This window comes from Ligilactobacillus aviarius subsp. aviarius DSM 20655, assembly GCF_001436315.1.
GTDB classification, from domain to species: domain Bacteria; phylum Bacillota; class Bacilli; order Lactobacillales; family Lactobacillaceae; genus Ligilactobacillus; species Ligilactobacillus aviarius.
Map to the genome: position 1 here is coordinate 252,521 of NZ_AYZA01000024.1, position 17,685 is coordinate 270,205.

The window sequence follows — 17,685 nt, forward strand, 5'->3', positions numbered from 1 at the left end:
TTTGTCTACACTTGATTTTGCATTTAATAATGTGTAGTATCTATCATTAAAGACAGAAAGGGCTGAAAAGAATGGAAATTGGAGAAATGCAAAAATTTGTCGCAGCAATTGTCAATGATAAGTTAGCAACCATGAACAGTGTTCACCGTCAATCAACGATCACCACGATCAAAGCGGAAAATATTGCGCAACACAGCTTTTTCGTTGCATATTACGCACTTAAAATTGCGAAAAAGTTAAAACTGAATGATGAATTAAAAGGGGAAATCACGATTCAAGCATTGATCCACGACATTGCAGAATCATCTTCATCAGATGTTCCAAGCAATGTTAAATATCAGGTTCCGGGATTAAAGCAAATGCTTGATAAGGCCGAAGATTTTGCAATCAACAAATATTTCCCTGAAATTAAAGATGAATTTACAAGCTTACGCAAGCATGAAGCAGAAGGCGATATTGTTGGAACCGTTATTAAGCTTGCCGATATTATTGCGCTTATTCAATTTTTAAAGACTGAACGTGCACTTGGAAATCAAGATGCAACGTTATTGAAGGTCATCCGCGAAACATATGATAACCTTGGACGGTACCTGGATCATCTTGAAGAAATCGTCACGGATGAACAAGCTAAAAGTGTTAAGACGGAAGATAAATAAAAAGAAGGTGTGACAAAACAGTAAAAACGAGCGTGATGGAAGCAGAAAAGCGAACGAATCGCGGAGCATAGATTCAGAGGTTTTCGAATTAGCTTCGCGTCACCACTCAGCTCGTTTGTTTTGGAATCCGATTATGCGTACATAACAAAGAGGCTGTGACTTGTATCACAACCTCTCTTTAATGCCGGGCAGCATGAAAATTATGCTGTCCTTTAATTTTATGCGAGTGTTTTTTAAATTTCGGCCGGTTGCTTGAGACCAATTTAAAATTCTTCATTTTAGCGTTAAACGGTCGGTTAGCTGTTCGAATTTGCGTCCACGTTTTCATGGCTTCGATCATTCCATCTAATTGCTTCAATTGTTGGGGGTCGTTTTCTTTAACTGCGGTTACATAAATGTCAGTTTGCAAACGCTGGATCAATCCTAGATGATAATTTAAAAGCTGTTGGGTCAATGGTTCATGCCGGTATTGATTAAACAGGTCTTGAATGACTTCCATTGCCTCGCGTACATTTTGCGGTTGAACATAACGTTGATTTTTCGGTAATGCCATTTGAAATTCCTTCTTCATAATTGATTCTGAATTTATTTTAACGCAATCAGGGATGAAGGAAAATGTTGAGTTTGTGATATGATTAACTAAGATAATAATTTAGGAAAGAGGATCATCATGCGTCATAAAATAGCAGTTTTTTCAGATGTTCATGGGAATTATACGGCTTTAAAAGCGGTATATGAGGATATGCAGGAGCAAGGAGTAACTGAATCATGGTTTTTAGGTGATTTATTCGCTCCGGGGTCCGGTGCGCAAGATTTATGGGATTTAATGCAAAAAATTAATCCTGATGTATATATCCGCGGAAATTGGGATGACTTGATGATTCGGGGCGCCGCTGGGAAAATCGCACTTGAAAAGCCAAGCAAAGTTTATATGGAACGGCTTGCAATGGATGTGGCTGCAAAAGTTGATCCTCAAGTTTTGGCAACCATGAAGCGCTGGCCGATGCGAGTCGTAAAGCAGATTAATAATGTACGGATCGCAATCACGCATGATCTTCCTGAAATCAATTTTGGGCAACAGTTGTATCCGACATTGCCAACGGAAAACTTTAATAAATTGTTTGTGGAAGATGACCTTGACCTTGCAATTTATGCGCATGTTCACCATCCAATCATGCGGTACAGCAGTGAAGAACAGATCATCCTTAATCCCGGATCCGTTGGTCAACCATTTAACCGCCACGTTAAATTTCAACAGGATTTACGGGCGCAATATTTGATCGTGACGATTGATGATGACGGAATAAGTGGAATTGATTTTCGGAAAGTCGCATACAGTCATCCCGATGAATTATTGCGGGCGGCAAACGCGAACATTCCGTATATTGAACTTTACCAGCGGCAAATGGAAACGGGTGAAGTTCACACGCATGATTACCCGTTGTTAGCGCGGTTGAATGATAAATATGGTTATCTTCGTGAAGCTAAGGAATATGAAGCCCAACATGCAATTCACGAAAAATCTGATTTTTAGGGTTGACAATTTTAGGAAGTAGTTTTAAAATTCAAAGTAAATCAAATAATAGAGGTTGCAGATGACATCAGTAAGCTATTTGAGTGGCTGTTAAACGTTGAAGATAGCTGAAAGGGGATTTTGCCGAAATGCATTGTTGGATAACAGCTGGGAATGCATTGGGACGTAGTTTAAGAAATTACGGACTGTCGCAATTGTTTGCGGAGCGCTATTATTCAACACGGGATTAAATAAAATCAAGTCTTATTGTTGGAAGTGAGCTCAGCCGGCAGTAAGGCTTTTTATTTATCTCAATTTTGTTGATAGTGTGACGCCTTTATTATTAATTTAATATAAGGAGTCTTTTTATTATGGAAAACCAAAAGAAGATGTCAGTCACGGCCTTAGTATTGATGATCTTTGCATCGATCTTCGGCCTCGGAAACGTAACAACCGCATATTACCAAATGGGATACGGTGCAATTATCTGGTACATTGCCGGTGCATTGTTATTCTTCATTCCGTCATCATTGATGTTTGCTGAATATGGATCAGCATTGAAGGAAAGTCAGGGGGGAATCTACTCATGGCTTGAAGTTTCAATCGGTGAAAAGCCGGCCTTTATCGGCGCATTTGTTTGGTATGCTGCATGGGTAATTACATTGGTAACCCAATTCTCAACGATTTGTATTCCAATTTCTGGATTGATCTTTGGAAAGGATACGACGCAAAGCTGGCACCTTTTTGGAATGAATTCAACGGAAACCCTTGGATTAATTGGAATCGTGTTATTAGTTTTGATTACGTGGCTGGCAACTCGGGGATTCGATAAGATCGAAAAGGTTGCTTCAGCCAGCGGGGCGGTTATCATTGCAATCTCAGGATTATTTATTGTCGCAAGTATTTTGATGCTGGTTTTAAATCATGGCCACTTAGCTCAGCCAATGTCAGCTCACGCCATCGTTTCATCACCGAATCCGCAGTTTAAGTCACCAATTGCGATTCTTTCATTCTTCGTTTATGCCGTTTTTGCATATGCTGGGATGGAAACGATGGGTGGAACGATCGACCGGGTCGATAAGCCCGAACGCAATTTCCCAAAGGGCATTATCCTTGCTGGAATTGGAATGATTTTGATTTACGCTTTAGGGATTTTTCTTTGGGGAGTAACTGCCAACTGGCACAAGGTATTGGGAACCGATTCAACTAACCTTGGAAATATCACTTTGGTTTTGATGCAGAATTTAGGTTATACGATTGGACGTGAAGTGCTTCACTTGCCAGTTCACCAAGCATTGATCATGGGACAATGGACAGATCGGCTGATCGGATTTGAAGAAATGATGTCAGTCTTTGGTTCAATGACCGTTTTGATTTACTCCCCATTGAAGACGATTTTATTTGGTTCACCAAAGCGCTTATGGCCAGAAAAGGTTACGAAGTTGAACAGCCGCAAGATGCCGGCATTTGCAATGTGGATGCAAGCCATCGTAATGGGAATTATTATCTTCGGCGTTTCATTTGGCGGGAAGAGTGCCCAACAATTCTATACGGTTTTAACAGATATGAATAACATTACTTCATCAGTTCCGTACTTGTTCTTAATTCTTGCATTCCCATTCTTCAAGCGGATCAAGAATTTAAACCGGTCATTCGAAGTTTATAAGAACCGGAAGTTAACGAATACGATTTGTGTTGTTAGCTGGATCACGATTTTCTTCGGAATCGTCTTTACGATTATTCAACCAGTATTACAACATGATGCATATACTGCTTTCTGGACAGCATTTGGGCCAGTTTTCTTTGCCCTTGTTGGATGGATCTTCTACCGGCATGCAAGTCGCAACATTGAACCAGCTGTTGAAGAAGAATTAGATTAAAATTTATTGAAAAATCAATTGAAGGTCGCGTAAAAGAACGTGATCTTCTTTTTTTGTAAAAAATTTGAATATCATGTAACAAAAAGTAACATCAAATGTAGATTTTATTTCTTTTTATGCTATAATACATTCGTTATTATTTTTATTTGGAGGGAAAGTTAATGGCAAAAAAATCCAGTAAAGTTGCTCGCGGAATCGTCATTGCGGCAGCAGCTTCAATGATGTGGGGAATTTCAGGAACGTGTTTGCAGTTCATTTCACAAAATCAAAACATTCCTGAAAATTGGTTCTTATCAGCACGGACACTTGGTGCAGGCCTGATTTTGCTACTGATTAGTTTAATTATGTATCGCGGAAAAGTCTTTCATGTTTTCAAATCATGGAAGAATATCGGTTGGCTGTTTGCATATGCAATCCTTGGATTGATGGCAAATCTTTTTACATTCTATAAATCAATTCAATTTGGTGGAAATGCCGAAGCCGCAACCATTTTGCAATATTTGAGTCCGTTATTTATTGTTTTGGGAACGGTGATTTTCAGACGGCAAATGCCTTATAAGTCAGATGTATTTGCGTTTATTATCGCGTTAGTCGGTGTTTTCCTTGCATTAACCAAGGGGGACTTCTCCCAACTTTCAATTTCAACGAGTTCATTGATGTGGGGCTTAGGATCAGGGTTAACGGCCGCATTTTATGTTGTTTTACCGCGGAACATCGTTAAAGATCCTGATAACCCGCCATTGGTCGTTCTTGGATGGGGAACTTTAATTGCTGGATTCTTCTTTAACTTGCATCAACCAGTTTGGGTCGGAACACCGAAGATTACTGGAACATTGATTGCTTCAATGTTAACGGTTATCTTCCTTGGAACGATCATCCCGTTCGGGTTATTACTATATGCAACGCACTATGCTCCGTCAGACGTTATCAGTATTATGGATGCGGTTCAACCAATCACAACTTCAATTTTAAGTATCATCTTCTTTAAGATGGGTATGAATTGGGTCGAAATTGTCGGAATTGTATTGGTAATTATTGGTGTTTACATCTTACAACGCGGACGGAAAAATATTGAAAACTCCGAAGAGAATTTTCGAGCCGATGTATAAAAATGAATAAATATTGAAAACTTTGTAAATCCGGCACTTCTTACTGATTTTAGGGATTCAAATGTGATACAATTTATTTAGAATAAGTTTAGTAAGAGGTGGGCGATCAATATGGAATTAAGTCAAATTTTACAGAAATCAATTTCACAAATCGCTCTTTCAGGACAAGGAGTAAAAACGTATCTCGTTCCACAGATTCCACGCCAATTATTGACGCGGGCATGGCGGACTTTTTGCCCGCAGGAGAAGCGGACTTCGATTCTTGCGTTGATTGATACTTCCTTTTTTCAAAATGGCAAGGAAGGATTCGTCTTTACTCAAAATGCATTGTATATTCGGGAAACAATGCATCGCGTAAAGGTTTTTCCGTATGATCGAATCAATGCAATTATTTATTTTCAAGCTCTTTCAACGTATTCAGGAAAGAATAGCATTTCAATGGAAATCGACAGTAAAGATTATGATTATGAAATCAGTAATGTGTTATTGAAGGGAATCAATACTGATCGATTTAACCGGATGTTACAGCAAATTGTTTCCCTATATCGGCCAGATGAACGTCACGAGATTGAAGAAGAGTTGGAAGATAGTGAAACTCAGATTGCGCATCCAGAAAAATTTAAACCGCATAAATTTAAGGATGGCGATCCGCAGATTTATCAGAAATAAAAAGACTGAGATTTTGAAATCTCAGTCTTTTTAATTACTCGTTTTTCGTTTTTAATTGATTAACTTTTTCCTCAGTCGGAGTAACATACAATGTTTTTTGACCTTCATAGATCACAAACCCAGGTTTGGTCCCGTTTGGCTTGCGAATTCGCCGAACTTGCACATAGTCGACTGGAACGTTGGCGGAGTTTCGTGATTTTGAGAAGTATGCTGCTAATTCAGCGGCTTCAACCAGCGTTTCATCGCTTGGGTCACTGCTTTCAACGATTACATGGGATCCTGGAATGTTTTTTACGTGAAGCCAGTAATCATTCTTTGAAGCAGTATGCAAGGTCAACTTTTCATTTTGAAGATTATTCTTCCCAACCTTGATCCTTGTTCCGTCACTTGACCAGAATATTTCTGGTTGGTTGATCTTAACCCGGCGTTTATTTTTCTTATGGTGATTGTTTTTCCGTAAGTATCCACCGTTTTCAAGTTCAACTTGAATATCAGTTAAATCTTGCGGTTCAGCAAGCTCAATTTGGGTTTGGATCTCTTCAAAATAGGAAATTTCGTCTTCAGTAAGCTTAATTTGCTCCTTCAAATATGAAATCGCGTTTTTAAGTTTTTGATATTTTTTAAAGTATTTTTGGGCATTTTGCGAAGGACCGATTTGGTTCGATAACGCAATTTTCAATGGCTTTTCATTATCATAAAAATTCGGTAACGTGATTTCGGTCATTCCGCGTTTAACCTGATACAAGTATGTTGTTAGCAATTCGCCTTTTATCCGGTATTCATCCGCGTGCTGGGTATTGGCAAATTCTTTTTGCAGTTTTTTCAGTTTATTGCGGTTCTTTTTCAATTCCTGGTTTACAACGTGGATCAGCAAGGCTCCTTGTTGCCGGACCCGATCACGGGTTGCCTTTTCACGATAAAAATGATCAAGCAATTCACTCAAAGAGTTAAATTGAGCACTCATATCTTGAATATCATTTCCAAGTGCTGTAAATGTAAAATCAAGCCGTTTACCAGTAGTTAAACTTGGGGTTGGGCCATCCGCAGCTTTAAGAAAGCTCGTTAAATGTTCGGAATCATTTTGACCATCGTTTTGATGGAAAACATCCGCAAGCTGAAGGGCGCTGACTTTACCGAATCCTTGAAATTCTTTTTGAATATTTTGCGCAAGGACTTCGCGGTTAGGAAATTGTTGGCCAAGCGCAATCAATTGTTGAGAATTTTCAGCAGTAAGCGGATCAAGTTTTTCCTGTTTTGGCGGTTGCCGGTAAGTTGCACCTGGAAGTAATGTCCGGTACCGGTTTTGATCCATTCCAACGTGTTTAATGGTATCAATGATCGTTTGATTTTGCTGATTGATCAAAATGACGTTACTATACCGGTTCATGATTTCGATTGAAAGCAAAAGCGGTAAGCGGTCGCCAATTTCATTTCGCGTTTCAAAACTAAAGTAAACGACCCGGTCATTTTCCAATTGTTGAATGGCAGTCAGCTTGGCGTTTTCAAGATATTTGCGCAACATCATTGTAAATTTAGTTGGAACTGCCGGATTTTTATATGGAATTTGCGTAATTTGCATCCGGGCGTAGTTGGGGTGAGCTGATAAAAGTAACGGGTAGTTTTTCCGGTTGAACCGAATTGTCAAAATCACTTCGTTCGGATATGGTTGAGAGATCTTCATTACCCGTCCGTTAAGGATCTTTTCGCGAAGTTCACTTACCATTGCGTGGGTAAACATTCCGTCAAATGCCATAAATCTCATCCTTTCTGAAAATAATAATATGCTACTTATTATTGTAAAGTTCTGATGAAAAAAAGCAAAGAAAAATCCACAAATCGCCTTCAGAGTCTTGAAAAATATTTACAAAGATTGTATTATGCAATAAGGTACGAAAGAAGGGGTGATTTTCTTTTTGAAAGAACCATTAGACAATTTGCTTGATTTACAACGTGAATATCAACGGTTTGTTCAAAAAATGGCAAAGAATAATCAACTGACCATTGCCGAATGGCAGCTTCTTCAACGGATCGCTGACGGGAAAAATTCGCAAGAATTACTTGCAGAAGATTTGCGACTTGATACTTCAACGCTGAGTCGTCAACTGAGTAAACTAACGACCAAGGCGTTTGTTAAGATCAGTAAGGTTGCAAATCAAAACAACGTTAAAACCCGGAAAAGCTATCAATACCATCTCAGTGAAATTGGTCAACGTGTTCTTTCACAAATGAATACGGATTTTAAAGAATTTGGACAAAAAGTATTTGCGCAGTGGACTGGCGAAGAGAAGAATTTTTTAAAGATTTTAATCAATCGTCTGACTCAAAGTATGCGTCAAGTAACATTAAATTAATTGATAAAGTAGGTGTAGTTTTATGAAAACTGCTGTTGTAACCGACAGTACAGCAAATTTAGATCAAGAAACGATTGATAAGTACGGAATTAAAGTTGTTCCGATTCCTTACATTATTGATGGAACCGAATATCAAGACGGCGTTGATCTTACCCGTCCTGAATTCTATGAAAAAATGCGGAATGCAAAGGACTTTCCGACCACATCGCAACCGCCAGTTGGCGAAATGATTAACTTGTATAATCAATTAGCTGATGAAGGTTACGATGCAGTTATTAGCATTCACATTGCAGGAACGATCTCCGGCTTGATGACGACTTTGAATAACTTAAAGGGTCAACTTGACAATATCAAACTTTACCCGATCGACTCATCAATTACTGAAGTTCCAATGGGATGGATGGTTAAGTTAGCTGCACGGATGGCGGCTCAAAATGAAGATGCCGAAAAGATCGTTGCGGCCGTTGAACAGCTTAAAAAACAATATGATGCGGTCTTTGTTGTTGACGATTTGAAAAACTTGGCTCATGGTGGCCGGTTATCAAACGCTTCAGCATTTATCGGAACCGTTTTAAAAATTAAACCGTTACTTCACTTTGATAAGGAAAGTGACAAGATCGTCGCCTTTGAAAAGGTTCGCTCATTGAAAAAGGCAATGAAACGGGCACAAGAAATCATTAAGGAAGAAACGGATAAGGCAGATTATCCGTTCCGCTTGCTAGTGATTCACGCTAATAATGAAAAACGCGGTCAAGAATGGGCTAAGGAAGTCCAGGAAGCTTTCCCCGGAATCCCGGTTTCACTTGATGAATTTGACCCAGTAATTGCGGTCCACCTTGGTGAAGGGGCATTGGCATTAGGATTTATTCGTGACATTGAAAAAGACTAAATTTTAAGCCAAATTCATCACTTTCTTTTCAATTTTGTGAGAGAATATAACGTATAAAGGATAGATTATATATTAATTGAAAGATGATGATTAAATGCGAGTTCAATTAGGATTAAAAGGGAGCACCGATGACAGCCAATACCGGGATCGGTTGCAATATCATCCGGATGTTTTCGAGTTTTTTACCCAAGAAGACGACTTTACAACTGATGGATTGCAAAAGTTACGGTATGCGATTCAAGCAGTCCAAAATGAAGCAACGAGTAAAATTGTGTTGCATCAACCGATGCGGTATCAAAAAACAATTTTTACGGAATTGATTGCACCGGAAAGTCGCTGTCCGGGTCTTTATAAATTCGTCGAACAAAGTACGATTGATTTGTTACAGGTGGCATATGATTTTGACGTTCAAGTATTGATTCATGGCGCATATTTACGGCAAACCCCTAAATATATTGCCATGTATCCGTCATTTGATGCTGCTCAGGATGCGGCCTTCAAGCGGATGGATCGATTCAATGAAATGGGCGGTAATCATATCATGTTTGAAAACAGTATTTCACCAATTTTTTATTATGGTGATCCGCAGTTTGAAGATCGAATTTTAGCTCATGGGTACCGATTGGCATTTGACACTTCGCACTGTTTTATCGCTGAGCACGGTGACAATGACAAGTTAGTTGCTTCGATCAAACATTTAATGGATGCGACGGTTCATTACCACCTCGTTGATTCGATGGGTGAGCATCATGACAGTTTAGTTCTCGGAACCGGAAAGATCGACTGGCGGCGGGTTTTACCACTCCTTAATGAAAATTCAAAAGCAACGAGCATTTATGAAATCAATTTGGCAGATCCAACTGATGCTAAGGAACAGATGGAAAGCCATCGTTATTTGGTTGAATTAGCCAAAACATTAACTGATTAAATAAAGAAGAGGTAAGATTTTGGCAAAGATATTAAACGTTCTGATTGGAACGATTGGTATTTTATATATTTGCGGACAAGTTACTTATTATGGTTTTGTCCAGTTGCTAAGTACGCTCGGCTATATTCACGCTGCGACGGTTGCTGATAGTCATAAAATTATCTTTGATTGGGTGATTTTTATGGCATTTTTGTTAGTAATTTTCGGGTGCGTGGCGTTGGTTGCAAACTTTATTAAATTTCAAACTCCACACTTAGGATTACGATTGATTTTTAATATTGTTTGCATTTTTATGCCATTCTTACACATTAAGAATCATCTAACAATTCTTTTCGAGGGTGTATTTTTAATTTTGTTTGGGTTATACTTAGCTACAATAAGAAAATCTAAATTAATTAATGATAAAAATTAATCTAAAACGATAGGGGCTAATAGTTGTGTCATCATTTTTTAAAAACGTTGTCGCTCCAATCTTGACAGGATTGATAATTGCAGCGTTCATCGTAACTTTTGTATTTCGAATCGTAAAGGTTGATGGAACTTCAATGTATCCGAACCTTCAAAATAACGAGCACGTAATCGTATGGAAGTTAGGTAAGGTGCGGGAAGATTCCGTGGTTGTTTTTGACGCATATGGCGTTGATAAAAACAACCCAAATGTTCAAAAAAATACAAAGTACGTTAAGCGGGTAATTGGAATGCCTGGTGACAAGATTGAATACAAGAACAATGGTGATTTATATGTTAACGGCAAGTACCAACCACAAAATTACATTACCAAGCAACAACGGACAAGCGGAACATTAACATTGCTTTTACCAGAAGCAAAGGGCGTTACCCTTGGAACCGGGAAAACATTTACCGTTCCGAAGAATTGTTACTTTGTTCTTGGAGATAACCGCGCTGATTCAAACGATAGCCGGTATTATGGTTTTGTCCCAAAGGATAAGATTGTTGGAATTGCCAAAGCACCGTTTTGGAACAGTAAACATAAGCTGATTAATGATTATTATCCAGCAACAAATTAGAAGTGAAGAGACTGCGACTGAGGTCATGGTCTCTTATTTTATTGTCATAATTGAATTCGGTTACATTGCGATGGTATAGGTGTTTACCATAAGTTCCTTTTCGATAATTTTCCTGATATAATTTATTCATACTCAAATGATTGGATGTGAGGATAATGAAACCTGAAAAAATTATTCTTGATTGTGATCCCGGACATGATGATGCTTTAGCGTTAACGATGGCAGTTGCGAGTGAGCAAATCGAATTATTGGGAGTAACAACGTCGGCTGGTAATCAAACGCCGGATAAAACGTTAAATAATGCATTGCGAATGTTAACTTTGCTGGGAGCAACGGATATTCCGGTAGCCGGCGGGAATCACCGTCCGCTAATGCGTGATTTAAAGATTGCCGATTACGTTCACGGTGAAACTGGATTAGATGGGGCTGATTTACCAGAACCGACTTTTGAACCAGTTCATCAGCCAGCAGTCGAATTGATTGCGGACATTTTACGTGTGCAAACGGAACCGATCACGTTGGTTGTGACAGGACCAATGACGAATATCGCTTTATTTTTAAGGGTTCATCCTGAATTAGAAAATAAAATCAAACAAGTTGTTTTCATGGGCGGCGCAGTTGGTCAAGGAAACGTCTATCCGACAACGGAATTTAATATGGCAGTTGATCCCGAAGCCGCTAAAATAGTTGTTAATGAGGGAATTCCATTAGTCATGGCAGGGTTGAACGTTACGTTGAAAGCGCAAATTTGTCATGATGGTCTTGAAAAAATCCGCCAAATTAATAATCCAGTTGCTCAAGCAATTACAGGACAAATGGAATTTTATGGAAAATGGTATGGTCAGGATGAATTTGGTTTAGCTGGAACGCCAGTCCATGATCCATGCACCATTGCTTATTTATTAAAGCCTGAGATTTTTGAAACCCACCCAGCTTACCTTGATGTTGAAACTCAGGGACAACTGACAGCGGGAGAAACGGTTGTTGACTTTGCAGGACTAATGAATCAGAAACCAAATGTAAAAGTCATAATGGATCTTGATCGGCAACGGTTTGTCGATTTAATTATTGATTTACTTCATCACTTTGACTAAAAGAAAATGATCGCTTCAATGCAATCCTTTTTTGAATACCATTCATTATGCATTCTTTTTATTATTTCCCATCTTGAAACTAATTAAGACAATCAGTAAGTTGACGGCAGCTAGAATTGCAGTCATTACGAACACATCTGGATATGAAAAATGACCCGCAATCACTGATCCAAGCATTGGGCCAATGATACTTCCAATTGCTTGGAAAGACTGCATGTAACTGAAGACCCGGCTGACAACCGCGTCAGGCGCATTATTCATTAGAACAGTTTGAGCAAGTGGGAGTAAAGCCGCGTCTGAAATTCCGATTAAGAACCGGCAAATTCCTAATGTATATACATTCCCGACCCAACTCGTTGCGAAAAAGACGCATCCGGAAAAAATCAATCCGGCAACTAAAACTTTGCGCGCCCCGATTCGGTCACCAAGGTCGCCTAACCGATGAGCAGCCATAATGGTTGCAAACCCAGGAAGGGCAGTGATAATTCCGCTGACAACCGATACACTGCCATGGCCGTGTAATAACTGCCGGACAAACAAACTAATGACTGGGTTAATTGACTTAGTAACGGCATTTACAAGCATCGCAGTGATGAACATTGCAATGACGATCGGTAAGCTGTTGACTTGAGCCAAGGCAGATTTTTCTTTTCGAGAAGCATTTTTGGCAACTTCATGCGGAGTAAATTCTTCCTTAACGAATACAAGGGCTAAAATTCCAGCAATGAACATAATAATTCCGAAAAGGTAGAAGGTCATCCGATAGCCCCACACACCGGCAATCATCCCGCCGATGATTGGACCAATCAGTTGCCCTCCGACCCGTCCAGTCGTTAAGATTCCCATTGCTTTTCCGCCCTGATCAGATGGAACTTCACTTGCGACTAAGGCTTGCGAATTACTGTTGTATCCCGAGAAGCACCCATAAACAAACCGCCAGAAAATCAAAACCCAAATATTATGCGCAAGTCCGCAGAGAAATCCTGTAATACACATTCCAAATGCTGACCGTAAAATCATCGGTTTGCGTCCAGTCCGGTCAGCCAATTTTCCCCATAACGGCGAAACAATTGCCTGACTAACAAAGGCAACAGCATATGCCAACCCGGAATAGAAGGTTAGCTGAACATTTGTAAAGTGCGCCATTTGACTGATAAACAGTGGCAAAAATGGCAAACTCATACTAAATCCAGTCCCGGAAACAAAATCCCCAAATGCTAAAACGTATAAGTTTTTGCGCCATTGAGGCATTTCCTTAATATTCAATTTGATCATCTTCTCAATCTCTAATAGTATACTTACTATTTAAAACTAAAATTCCAAAGATGTAAATACTAAAATAACTGACCGCTTATCGCTAAAAAATGTCCGGTTGGCGAAAAATGCTCAAATTAAGTTTCAATTTCGGTATAGTAAGAATGAAATTATTTCAGGAGGGAATTGAGATGAAATTAATTGAAACTCAGAGGTTGACTAAAAAATTTGGTACGTTTACTGTCGTTCAAGATTTAGACATTAAAGTCTGTACAGGAGAATTAACGGCCTATCTTGGAAGTAACGGTGCAGGTAAATCAACAACGATTGCGATGTTAATTGAAAACTTAAAGCCAACGTCTGGAAAAATCATTTACCATGATAATTTAAAAATCGGGGTGGTTTTTCAAAATAGTATTTTGGATCATGAATTAACTGTCAAACAAAATCTTCAGATTCGGGCAGAACTGGAAGGCCAGGCTGTTCAAAAGCACGTTAAAGAAATTATGCGTAAAACTGGAATCGATCAGTTTGCAAATCGAAAATATGGGGAACTTTCTGGAGGAATGAAACGTAAAGTTGATATTGCACGAGCATTACTAAATCAGCCCGATGTTCTTTTTTTAGATGAACCAACAACTGGTTTGGATGTAACGGCCCGAAAAGAAATTTGGCAACTGATTAATGAATTAAAGGAAAAACAAAAATTAGCGGTCTTCTTAACAACGCATTACCTTGAAGAAACTGAAAATGCGGATAATGTGTATATTTTAAATCACGGGCGGATTGTTGAACATGGTTCAGCAGCTGAATTAAAGCAAAAGTATTCGCAGATCAATCTTCGAGTTAAGTTTAAAAATAAAATTGCTCAATCGTTATTTTCAAAGTTGGTTTTGAAACACGATTTTTACGAATATCAATGTTCAGATGCTCAAGAAGCAATTCAATTTTTAAATCAGTATAAGGATCAAATTGATTATTTTGAATACTTGCCGGTTGAGATGACGGACGTGTTTATGAAGCTAATTAAGGAGGAAGCGTAAATGCTCGCAATTATTAAACGTAATATTTTAATTTATTTTCGAAAATTTTCAAACATCATGTTTTCGCTGTTAGGATCAATGATTTTCTTTTTTATTTATATTTTATTTTTACGAAAAAATATTTTAAGTTCGCTTCACCAAATAACAGCTGCCGGAAAAGTTTTAGATATGTGGATGCTTGGGGCGTTGTTAACGATTACTGCAATGACAACCGCGTTAAATGTAATGGGCCAATTGGTAACGGATAAAAGTAATAATAAATTTTTAGACTTCAAAATCAGTGTTCCATCGCCATTTAAATTACTTTTAGGATATTTTGGAGCAGCCATGCTTGTTTCAGTTGGAATGCAAGTTTTAGTCTTTGGAATTGTTTGGGGATACTTTTTAACCTATGAAAGTTTACGACTAACAACAGGGATGATTATTCATTTAGTTGCAATTGGGATTGAAAGTTCATTTTGCGCAACGGGAATAGCATGTCTTGTATGTGCGTTTATTAAAAATGAAACAGCATTACGGGCAGTTAATACAATTTTTGGCTCTGGATTTGGATTCTTGATTGGCGGATATTTTCCAATTGGTGAGATGTCAATGACTGCCCAACATGTTATCAAAGCATTTCCGCTTACATATTCGGTTGCGCAAAACCGTCAAATTTTGATGGATCACTTATTAAGAGTAACAATTAAGCCGATTCGAGTACCAATGGAGAAGTTTTTCGGACTGAACTTAACAATCAATGGTTCGCAAGTTAGTTCAGAAATGATAACATTGATTTTAATTGGGACAGGAATTATTTTGATTCTTTTAATTGCAATAATTAGTCGTAAAATGATTGAAGTTACAATGGCGGAGCGAAGTTAAATGAAATATCAATTTAAACCAGATTTAAAGGTTAATGAAACCAACGTTTTAATTACAGCTCAAACGAAAAATCACGAAGTTAATGAAATCGAACGGGCACTTGAAAAGATTCAGAAGGAAGAGCAGACGGTGACTGTTACTGCGCATCAAGCTGTTTATCGGATTCATTATAACGAAATCGTCTTTGTTGATGTTTGGGGTGATTATACCACCATTCATTTGTTAGACCGCAAGTTTAAAATTCACCAACCATTGCGAAAAATTGAAGAACAGCTTCAGGATGAGCGGTTCGTTCGGGGCTCACGGAGTTTGATTTTAAACCTCGACTTTGTTGAAAAATTTCGAAGCAGCTTTTCAGGAACTTACTTAGCTGAAATGGCTAATCATCAGGAGGTTGCAATTTCACGGCGATACTGGAAAAAAGTTAAGGAAAGGGTGTTTCAAAAATGAGATGGTTAATTGAATTGCTTCAGCGAATGATTATTGGAACCGAAATTGGAATTACCTGTTATGTATGGATCGGCGTTTCATGTTATTCATCGGTAAAAGTGACATTGCCGATTGCAGCGGAAATTTCTTTAATGGGGGCAATGATTGGCGGGGCAACCTTTATTTTCCGAATTCCGCGAATTAATTATTACCTTGCATTCCTCATTCATTATCTTATTGTTTTAGCTGCGAGTTGGATTTTTTTGCGACCGATTTATAGAATATATTATGGAGTTAACTATCAATTTAACTTTGAAAGTCTCCTATTCATTGCAGCGATTTATCTTATTATTCAGTTAGTAATTCGTTTCATGCAAATTAATGACGTTCAGCGCGTTAACCGGCGTTTAAAGCAACGACAAAAGAAAAATCATTAAGATTTCAGCGTCGATGATAAAAGGACTTCATCGGCGCTGATTTTCATTCGTGATAAAATGGAACTTGAAGGTGATTTTAATGGAAAACGTTTCAATAAAGGAAAAATTAAGTGTTATCAGTGGAAGTTGTCTGGGGTTTATCGGGATTTTGATTGGAACTTCCCTGGTTGTCACTTTTCCAACGTTAATTCATGAATTTAATACGCGCTTAGCTGTCGTTCAGTGGTTGGCATCAGGATACTATTTAGTTGCAACGATCACAATGAGTGCGACGGCCTATTTAATGAAGCATTTTCCGCTTCGGCGAATTTTTATGTTAGCGGCATTGACTTTTATTCCGGGGTGCTTGATCAGCGCGTTTGCTCAATCAATTGGAATGCTGCTGGTTGGATGCATGATCAATGCATTTGCAACGGGGATTGCAACGCCGCTGATGTATCAAATTGTTTTCCATTCAATTCCGCAAGATCAATTTGGTAAGTACAACGGAATCGTGACGATGATCAAGTCATTTGGCCCGGCATTCGGTCCCACATATGGCGGGTTACTGACATATTTAATTTCATGGCGGATGATTTTTATTATTGTGTTGCCGCTATTGTTGGTTGCTTTTGGAATGGGCATGTATTCGCTGAAAAAGGAAAAGGTTGAAACGGCTTCAACGCCATTTGATTATCTTGGATTAGTTTTGTTTGGAACAACGGTGATTACGTTTAGCCTGGTAATCAGTAATCTCGGAACACAGATTCATCATCCGGGGTCACTGATTGGGCTTTTGATTGGCAGTGTTGTTCTTTTAGGAGCATTCATTTATGAAAATCAGCATACAAAGCGGAAATATCTGAGTTTCCGAATTGTCAAAAATAAAATCGTTCGTTTCCGGTTGATTTCATTTTTCAGCTTGCAGTTTATGAATTTGAGTTTGGTATTTATTTTGCCGCTTTATGCCGAAGAAGTTTTGCACTATAATTCATTGGTCACGGGAATGTTGCTGCTTCCGGGAGCGGTAATCGGCGCATTACTATCGCCCGTTTCAGGGAAAATTTATGATAAAAAGGGTGCGTTCTTTACACTAACGCTTTCAAGCGGTTTTTTGTTTGCAGGCGTTGCGCTTTATTTGATCAGTTTTAAATTTTTAACGGCCTTTTTAATTGGGCTGATTTATATTGTCTTCCGGTTAGGCTATACGTTTGGATTTGGCAATATTATGTCAGATGCCGGAAAGTATGTTTCAGCGGCAGATCATTCGCTTGTCAGTTCAATCTTCAATACTTTCCAACAGTACTCAGGAACGATTGGAACCAGTTTGATGTCGTCGATCATTACGATTTTTGAAGGTTTAGGCCTAAGCGAAGCCAGTGCGATCCTTACTGGTGGTCGAATCGGCCTGACAATTTTAGTTATCATTGCCATTGCTTTAATTGGAATTACGGTTTATGTGCGTCAATTAGAAAAATAAAATCAAAGAAGGTGTGACAAAACGTCAAAAACGAGCGTGGTGGAAGCAGAAAAGCGAACGAATCGCGGAGCATAGATTCGGA

At 38.6% G+C, this 17,685-nt stretch carries 19 protein-coding genes and 1 riboswitch; of the genes, 16 read left to right on the forward strand and 3 right to left on the reverse strand.

What is annotated here, in order from left to right:
* Window positions 1-71 precede the first annotated feature (71 nt).
* Window positions 72-656 carry a YfbR-like 5'-deoxynucleotidase gene (locus FC33_RS07965; protein WP_057828059.1) on the forward strand — a complete coding sequence of 195 codons (585 nt, stop codon included), beginning with the start codon at window positions 72-74 and terminating at the stop codon, window positions 654-656.
* 178 nt (window positions 657-834) lie between these two features.
* Here FC33_RS07965 and FC33_RS07970 read toward each other — a convergent pair whose 3' ends face one another.
* Window positions 835-1,209 carry a hypothetical protein gene (locus tag FC33_RS07970; protein WP_057828060.1) on the reverse strand — a complete coding sequence of 125 codons (375 nt, stop codon included), beginning with the start codon at window positions 1,207-1,209 and terminating at the stop codon, window positions 835-837.
* A 117-nt stretch (window positions 1,210-1,326) separates the two neighbouring features.
* Between FC33_RS07970 and FC33_RS07975 the strand changes: the two genes are divergently transcribed.
* The 4 genes from FC33_RS07975 (at window position 1,327) to FC33_RS07990 (ending at window position 5,827) form a co-directional block, all read left to right on the forward strand.
* The gene (locus tag FC33_RS07975; protein WP_057828061.1) at window positions 1,327-2,190 is read left to right on the forward strand and encodes a metallophosphoesterase family protein; all 864 of its coding nucleotides are present in this window, start codon (window positions 1,327-1,329) and stop codon (window positions 2,188-2,190) included.
* Window positions 2,191-2,231: 41 nt separating this feature from the next.
* Window positions 2,232-2,409: riboswitch (Lysine riboswitch) on the forward strand.
* Between the two features lie 131 nt (window positions 2,410-2,540).
* Complete coding sequence (yjeM, locus tag FC33_RS07980; RefSeq protein ID WP_057828062.1) at window positions 2,541-4,049, forward strand: glutamate/gamma-aminobutyrate family transporter YjeM; 1,509 nt, start codon at window positions 2,541-2,543, stop codon at window positions 4,047-4,049.
* A 161-nt stretch (window positions 4,050-4,210) separates the two neighbouring features.
* The gene (locus FC33_RS07985) at window positions 4,211-5,158 is read left to right on the forward strand and encodes a DMT family transporter (protein ID WP_057828063.1); all 948 of its coding nucleotides are present in this window, start codon (window positions 4,211-4,213) and stop codon (window positions 5,156-5,158) included.
* Between the two features lie 111 nt (window positions 5,159-5,269).
* Window positions 5,270-5,827, forward strand: a complete 558-nt coding sequence (locus tag FC33_RS07990) for a hypothetical protein (RefSeq protein WP_057828064.1) — start codon at window positions 5,270-5,272, stop codon at window positions 5,825-5,827.
* Window positions 5,828-5,861: 34 nt separating this feature from the next.
* On the opposite strand, the gene FC33_RS07995 is transcribed toward FC33_RS07990, so the two are convergent.
* Window positions 5,862-7,580, reverse strand: coding sequence for an NFACT RNA binding domain-containing protein (locus tag FC33_RS07995; protein WP_057828065.1), 1,719 nt, complete (start codon window positions 7,578-7,580; stop codon window positions 5,862-5,864).
* 160 nt (window positions 7,581-7,740) lie between these two features.
* On the opposite strand from FC33_RS07995, the gene FC33_RS08000 reads away from it, so the two are divergent.
* The 6 genes from FC33_RS08000 (at window position 7,741) to rihA (ending at window position 12,117) form a co-directional block, all read left to right on the forward strand.
* Window positions 7,741-8,178, forward strand: a complete 438-nt coding sequence (locus FC33_RS08000; protein WP_057828066.1) for a MarR family winged helix-turn-helix transcriptional regulator — start codon at window positions 7,741-7,743, stop codon at window positions 8,176-8,178.
* Window positions 8,179-8,200: 22 nt separating this feature from the next.
* Window positions 8,201-9,067 (forward strand): DegV family protein, encoded by an 867-nt coding sequence (locus FC33_RS08005; protein WP_057828067.1) that lies wholly within the window; start codon window positions 8,201-8,203, stop codon window positions 9,065-9,067.
* 94 nt (window positions 9,068-9,161) lie between these two features.
* Complete coding sequence (locus FC33_RS08010; RefSeq protein WP_057828068.1) at window positions 9,162-9,995, forward strand: TIM barrel protein; 834 nt, start codon at window positions 9,162-9,164, stop codon at window positions 9,993-9,995.
* Window positions 9,996-10,014: 19 nt separating this feature from the next.
* Window positions 10,015-10,407 carry a hypothetical protein gene (locus FC33_RS08015; RefSeq protein ID WP_057828069.1) on the forward strand — a complete coding sequence of 131 codons (393 nt, stop codon included), beginning with the start codon at window positions 10,015-10,017 and terminating at the stop codon, window positions 10,405-10,407.
* Between the two features lie 25 nt (window positions 10,408-10,432).
* Complete coding sequence (lepB, locus tag FC33_RS08020; RefSeq protein WP_057828070.1) at window positions 10,433-11,023, forward strand: signal peptidase I; 591 nt, start codon at window positions 10,433-10,435, stop codon at window positions 11,021-11,023.
* A 155-nt stretch (window positions 11,024-11,178) separates the two neighbouring features.
* Window positions 11,179-12,117 carry a pyrimidine-specific ribonucleoside hydrolase RihA gene (gene rihA, locus FC33_RS08025; protein WP_057828071.1) on the forward strand — a complete coding sequence of 313 codons (939 nt, stop codon included), beginning with the start codon at window positions 11,179-11,181 and terminating at the stop codon, window positions 12,115-12,117.
* Between the two features lie 45 nt (window positions 12,118-12,162).
* On the opposite strand, the gene FC33_RS08030 is transcribed toward rihA, so the two are convergent.
* Window positions 12,163-13,392: an MFS transporter gene (locus tag FC33_RS08030; RefSeq protein WP_057828072.1), complete on the reverse strand. Its 1,230-nt coding sequence runs from the start codon at window positions 13,390-13,392 to the stop codon at window positions 12,163-12,165.
* 170 nt (window positions 13,393-13,562) lie between these two features.
* Here FC33_RS08030 and FC33_RS08035 point away from each other — a divergent pair, with 170 nt between their 5' ends.
* The 5 genes from FC33_RS08035 to FC33_RS08055 all read left to right on the forward strand — a co-directional run bounded on the left by FC33_RS08035 (window position 13,563) and on the right by FC33_RS08055 (window position 17,603).
* Window positions 13,563-14,414, forward strand: a complete 852-nt coding sequence (locus FC33_RS08035; protein WP_057828073.1) for an ABC transporter ATP-binding protein — start codon at window positions 13,563-13,565, stop codon at window positions 14,412-14,414.
* A complete protein-coding gene (locus FC33_RS08040; protein ID WP_057828074.1) occupies window positions 14,415-15,278 on the forward strand; it encodes an ABC transporter permease in 864 nt (287 codons plus the stop codon).
* On the forward strand, window positions 15,279-15,728 hold the full coding sequence (locus FC33_RS08045) for a LytR/AlgR family response regulator transcription factor (protein ID WP_057828075.1): 450 nt from the start codon (window positions 15,279-15,281) through the stop codon (window positions 15,726-15,728).
* Complete coding sequence (locus tag FC33_RS08050) at window positions 15,725-16,144, forward strand: DUF3021 family protein (protein ID WP_057828076.1); 420 nt, start codon at window positions 15,725-15,727, stop codon at window positions 16,142-16,144. The genes FC33_RS08045 and FC33_RS08050 overlap by 4 nt, the downstream gene beginning before the upstream one ends.
* 79 nt (window positions 16,145-16,223) lie before the next feature.
* Window positions 16,224-17,603, forward strand: a complete 1,380-nt coding sequence (locus FC33_RS08055; protein WP_057828077.1) for an MFS transporter — start codon at window positions 16,224-16,226, stop codon at window positions 17,601-17,603.
* Window positions 17,604-17,685: the final 82 nt, after the last annotated feature.

Bases quoted from the DNA above. Each gene is read 5' to 3' on its own strand.
- yjeM (WP_057828062.1), top strand. From the start codon at position 2,541: ATGGAAAACCAAAAGAAGATGTCAGTCACGGCCTTAGTATTGATGATC.
- FC33_RS07970 (WP_057828060.1), bottom strand. From the start codon at position 1,209: ATGGCATTACCGAAAAATCAACGTTATGTTCAACCGCAAAATGTACGC.
- FC33_RS08035 (WP_057828073.1), top strand. From the start codon at position 13,563: ATGAAATTAATTGAAACTCAGAGGTTGACTAAAAAATTTGGTACGTTT.
- FC33_RS08010 (WP_057828068.1), top strand. From the start codon at position 9,162: ATGCGAGTTCAATTAGGATTAAAAGGGAGCACCGATGACAGCCAATAC.
- FC33_RS08050 (WP_057828076.1), top strand. From the start codon at position 15,725: ATGAGATGGTTAATTGAATTGCTTCAGCGAATGATTATTGGAACCGAA.
- FC33_RS08040 (WP_057828074.1), top strand. From the start codon at position 14,415: ATGCTCGCAATTATTAAACGTAATATTTTAATTTATTTTCGAAAATTT.
- FC33_RS08030 (WP_057828072.1), bottom strand. From the start codon at position 13,392: ATGATCAAATTGAATATTAAGGAAATGCCTCAATGGCGCAAAAACTTA.
- FC33_RS08005 (WP_057828067.1), top strand. From the start codon at position 8,201: ATGAAAACTGCTGTTGTAACCGACAGTACAGCAAATTTAGATCAAGAA.
- FC33_RS07985 (WP_057828063.1), top strand. From the start codon at position 4,211: ATGGCAAAAAAATCCAGTAAAGTTGCTCGCGGAATCGTCATTGCGGCA.
- FC33_RS07965 (WP_057828059.1), top strand. From the start codon at position 72: ATGGAAATTGGAGAAATGCAAAAATTTGTCGCAGCAATTGTCAATGAT.
- rihA (WP_057828071.1), top strand. From the start codon at position 11,179: ATGAAACCTGAAAAAATTATTCTTGATTGTGATCCCGGACATGATGAT.
- FC33_RS08055 (WP_057828077.1), top strand. From the start codon at position 16,224: ATGGAAAACGTTTCAATAAAGGAAAAATTAAGTGTTATCAGTGGAAGT.
- FC33_RS08045 (WP_057828075.1), top strand. From the start codon at position 15,279: ATGAAATATCAATTTAAACCAGATTTAAAGGTTAATGAAACCAACGTT.
- FC33_RS07990 (WP_057828064.1), top strand. From the start codon at position 5,270: ATGGAATTAAGTCAAATTTTACAGAAATCAATTTCACAAATCGCTCTT.
- FC33_RS07995 (WP_057828065.1), bottom strand. From the start codon at position 7,580: ATGGCATTTGACGGAATGTTTACCCACGCAATGGTAAGTGAACTTCGC.
- FC33_RS07975 (WP_057828061.1), top strand. From the start codon at position 1,327: ATGCGTCATAAAATAGCAGTTTTTTCAGATGTTCATGGGAATTATACG.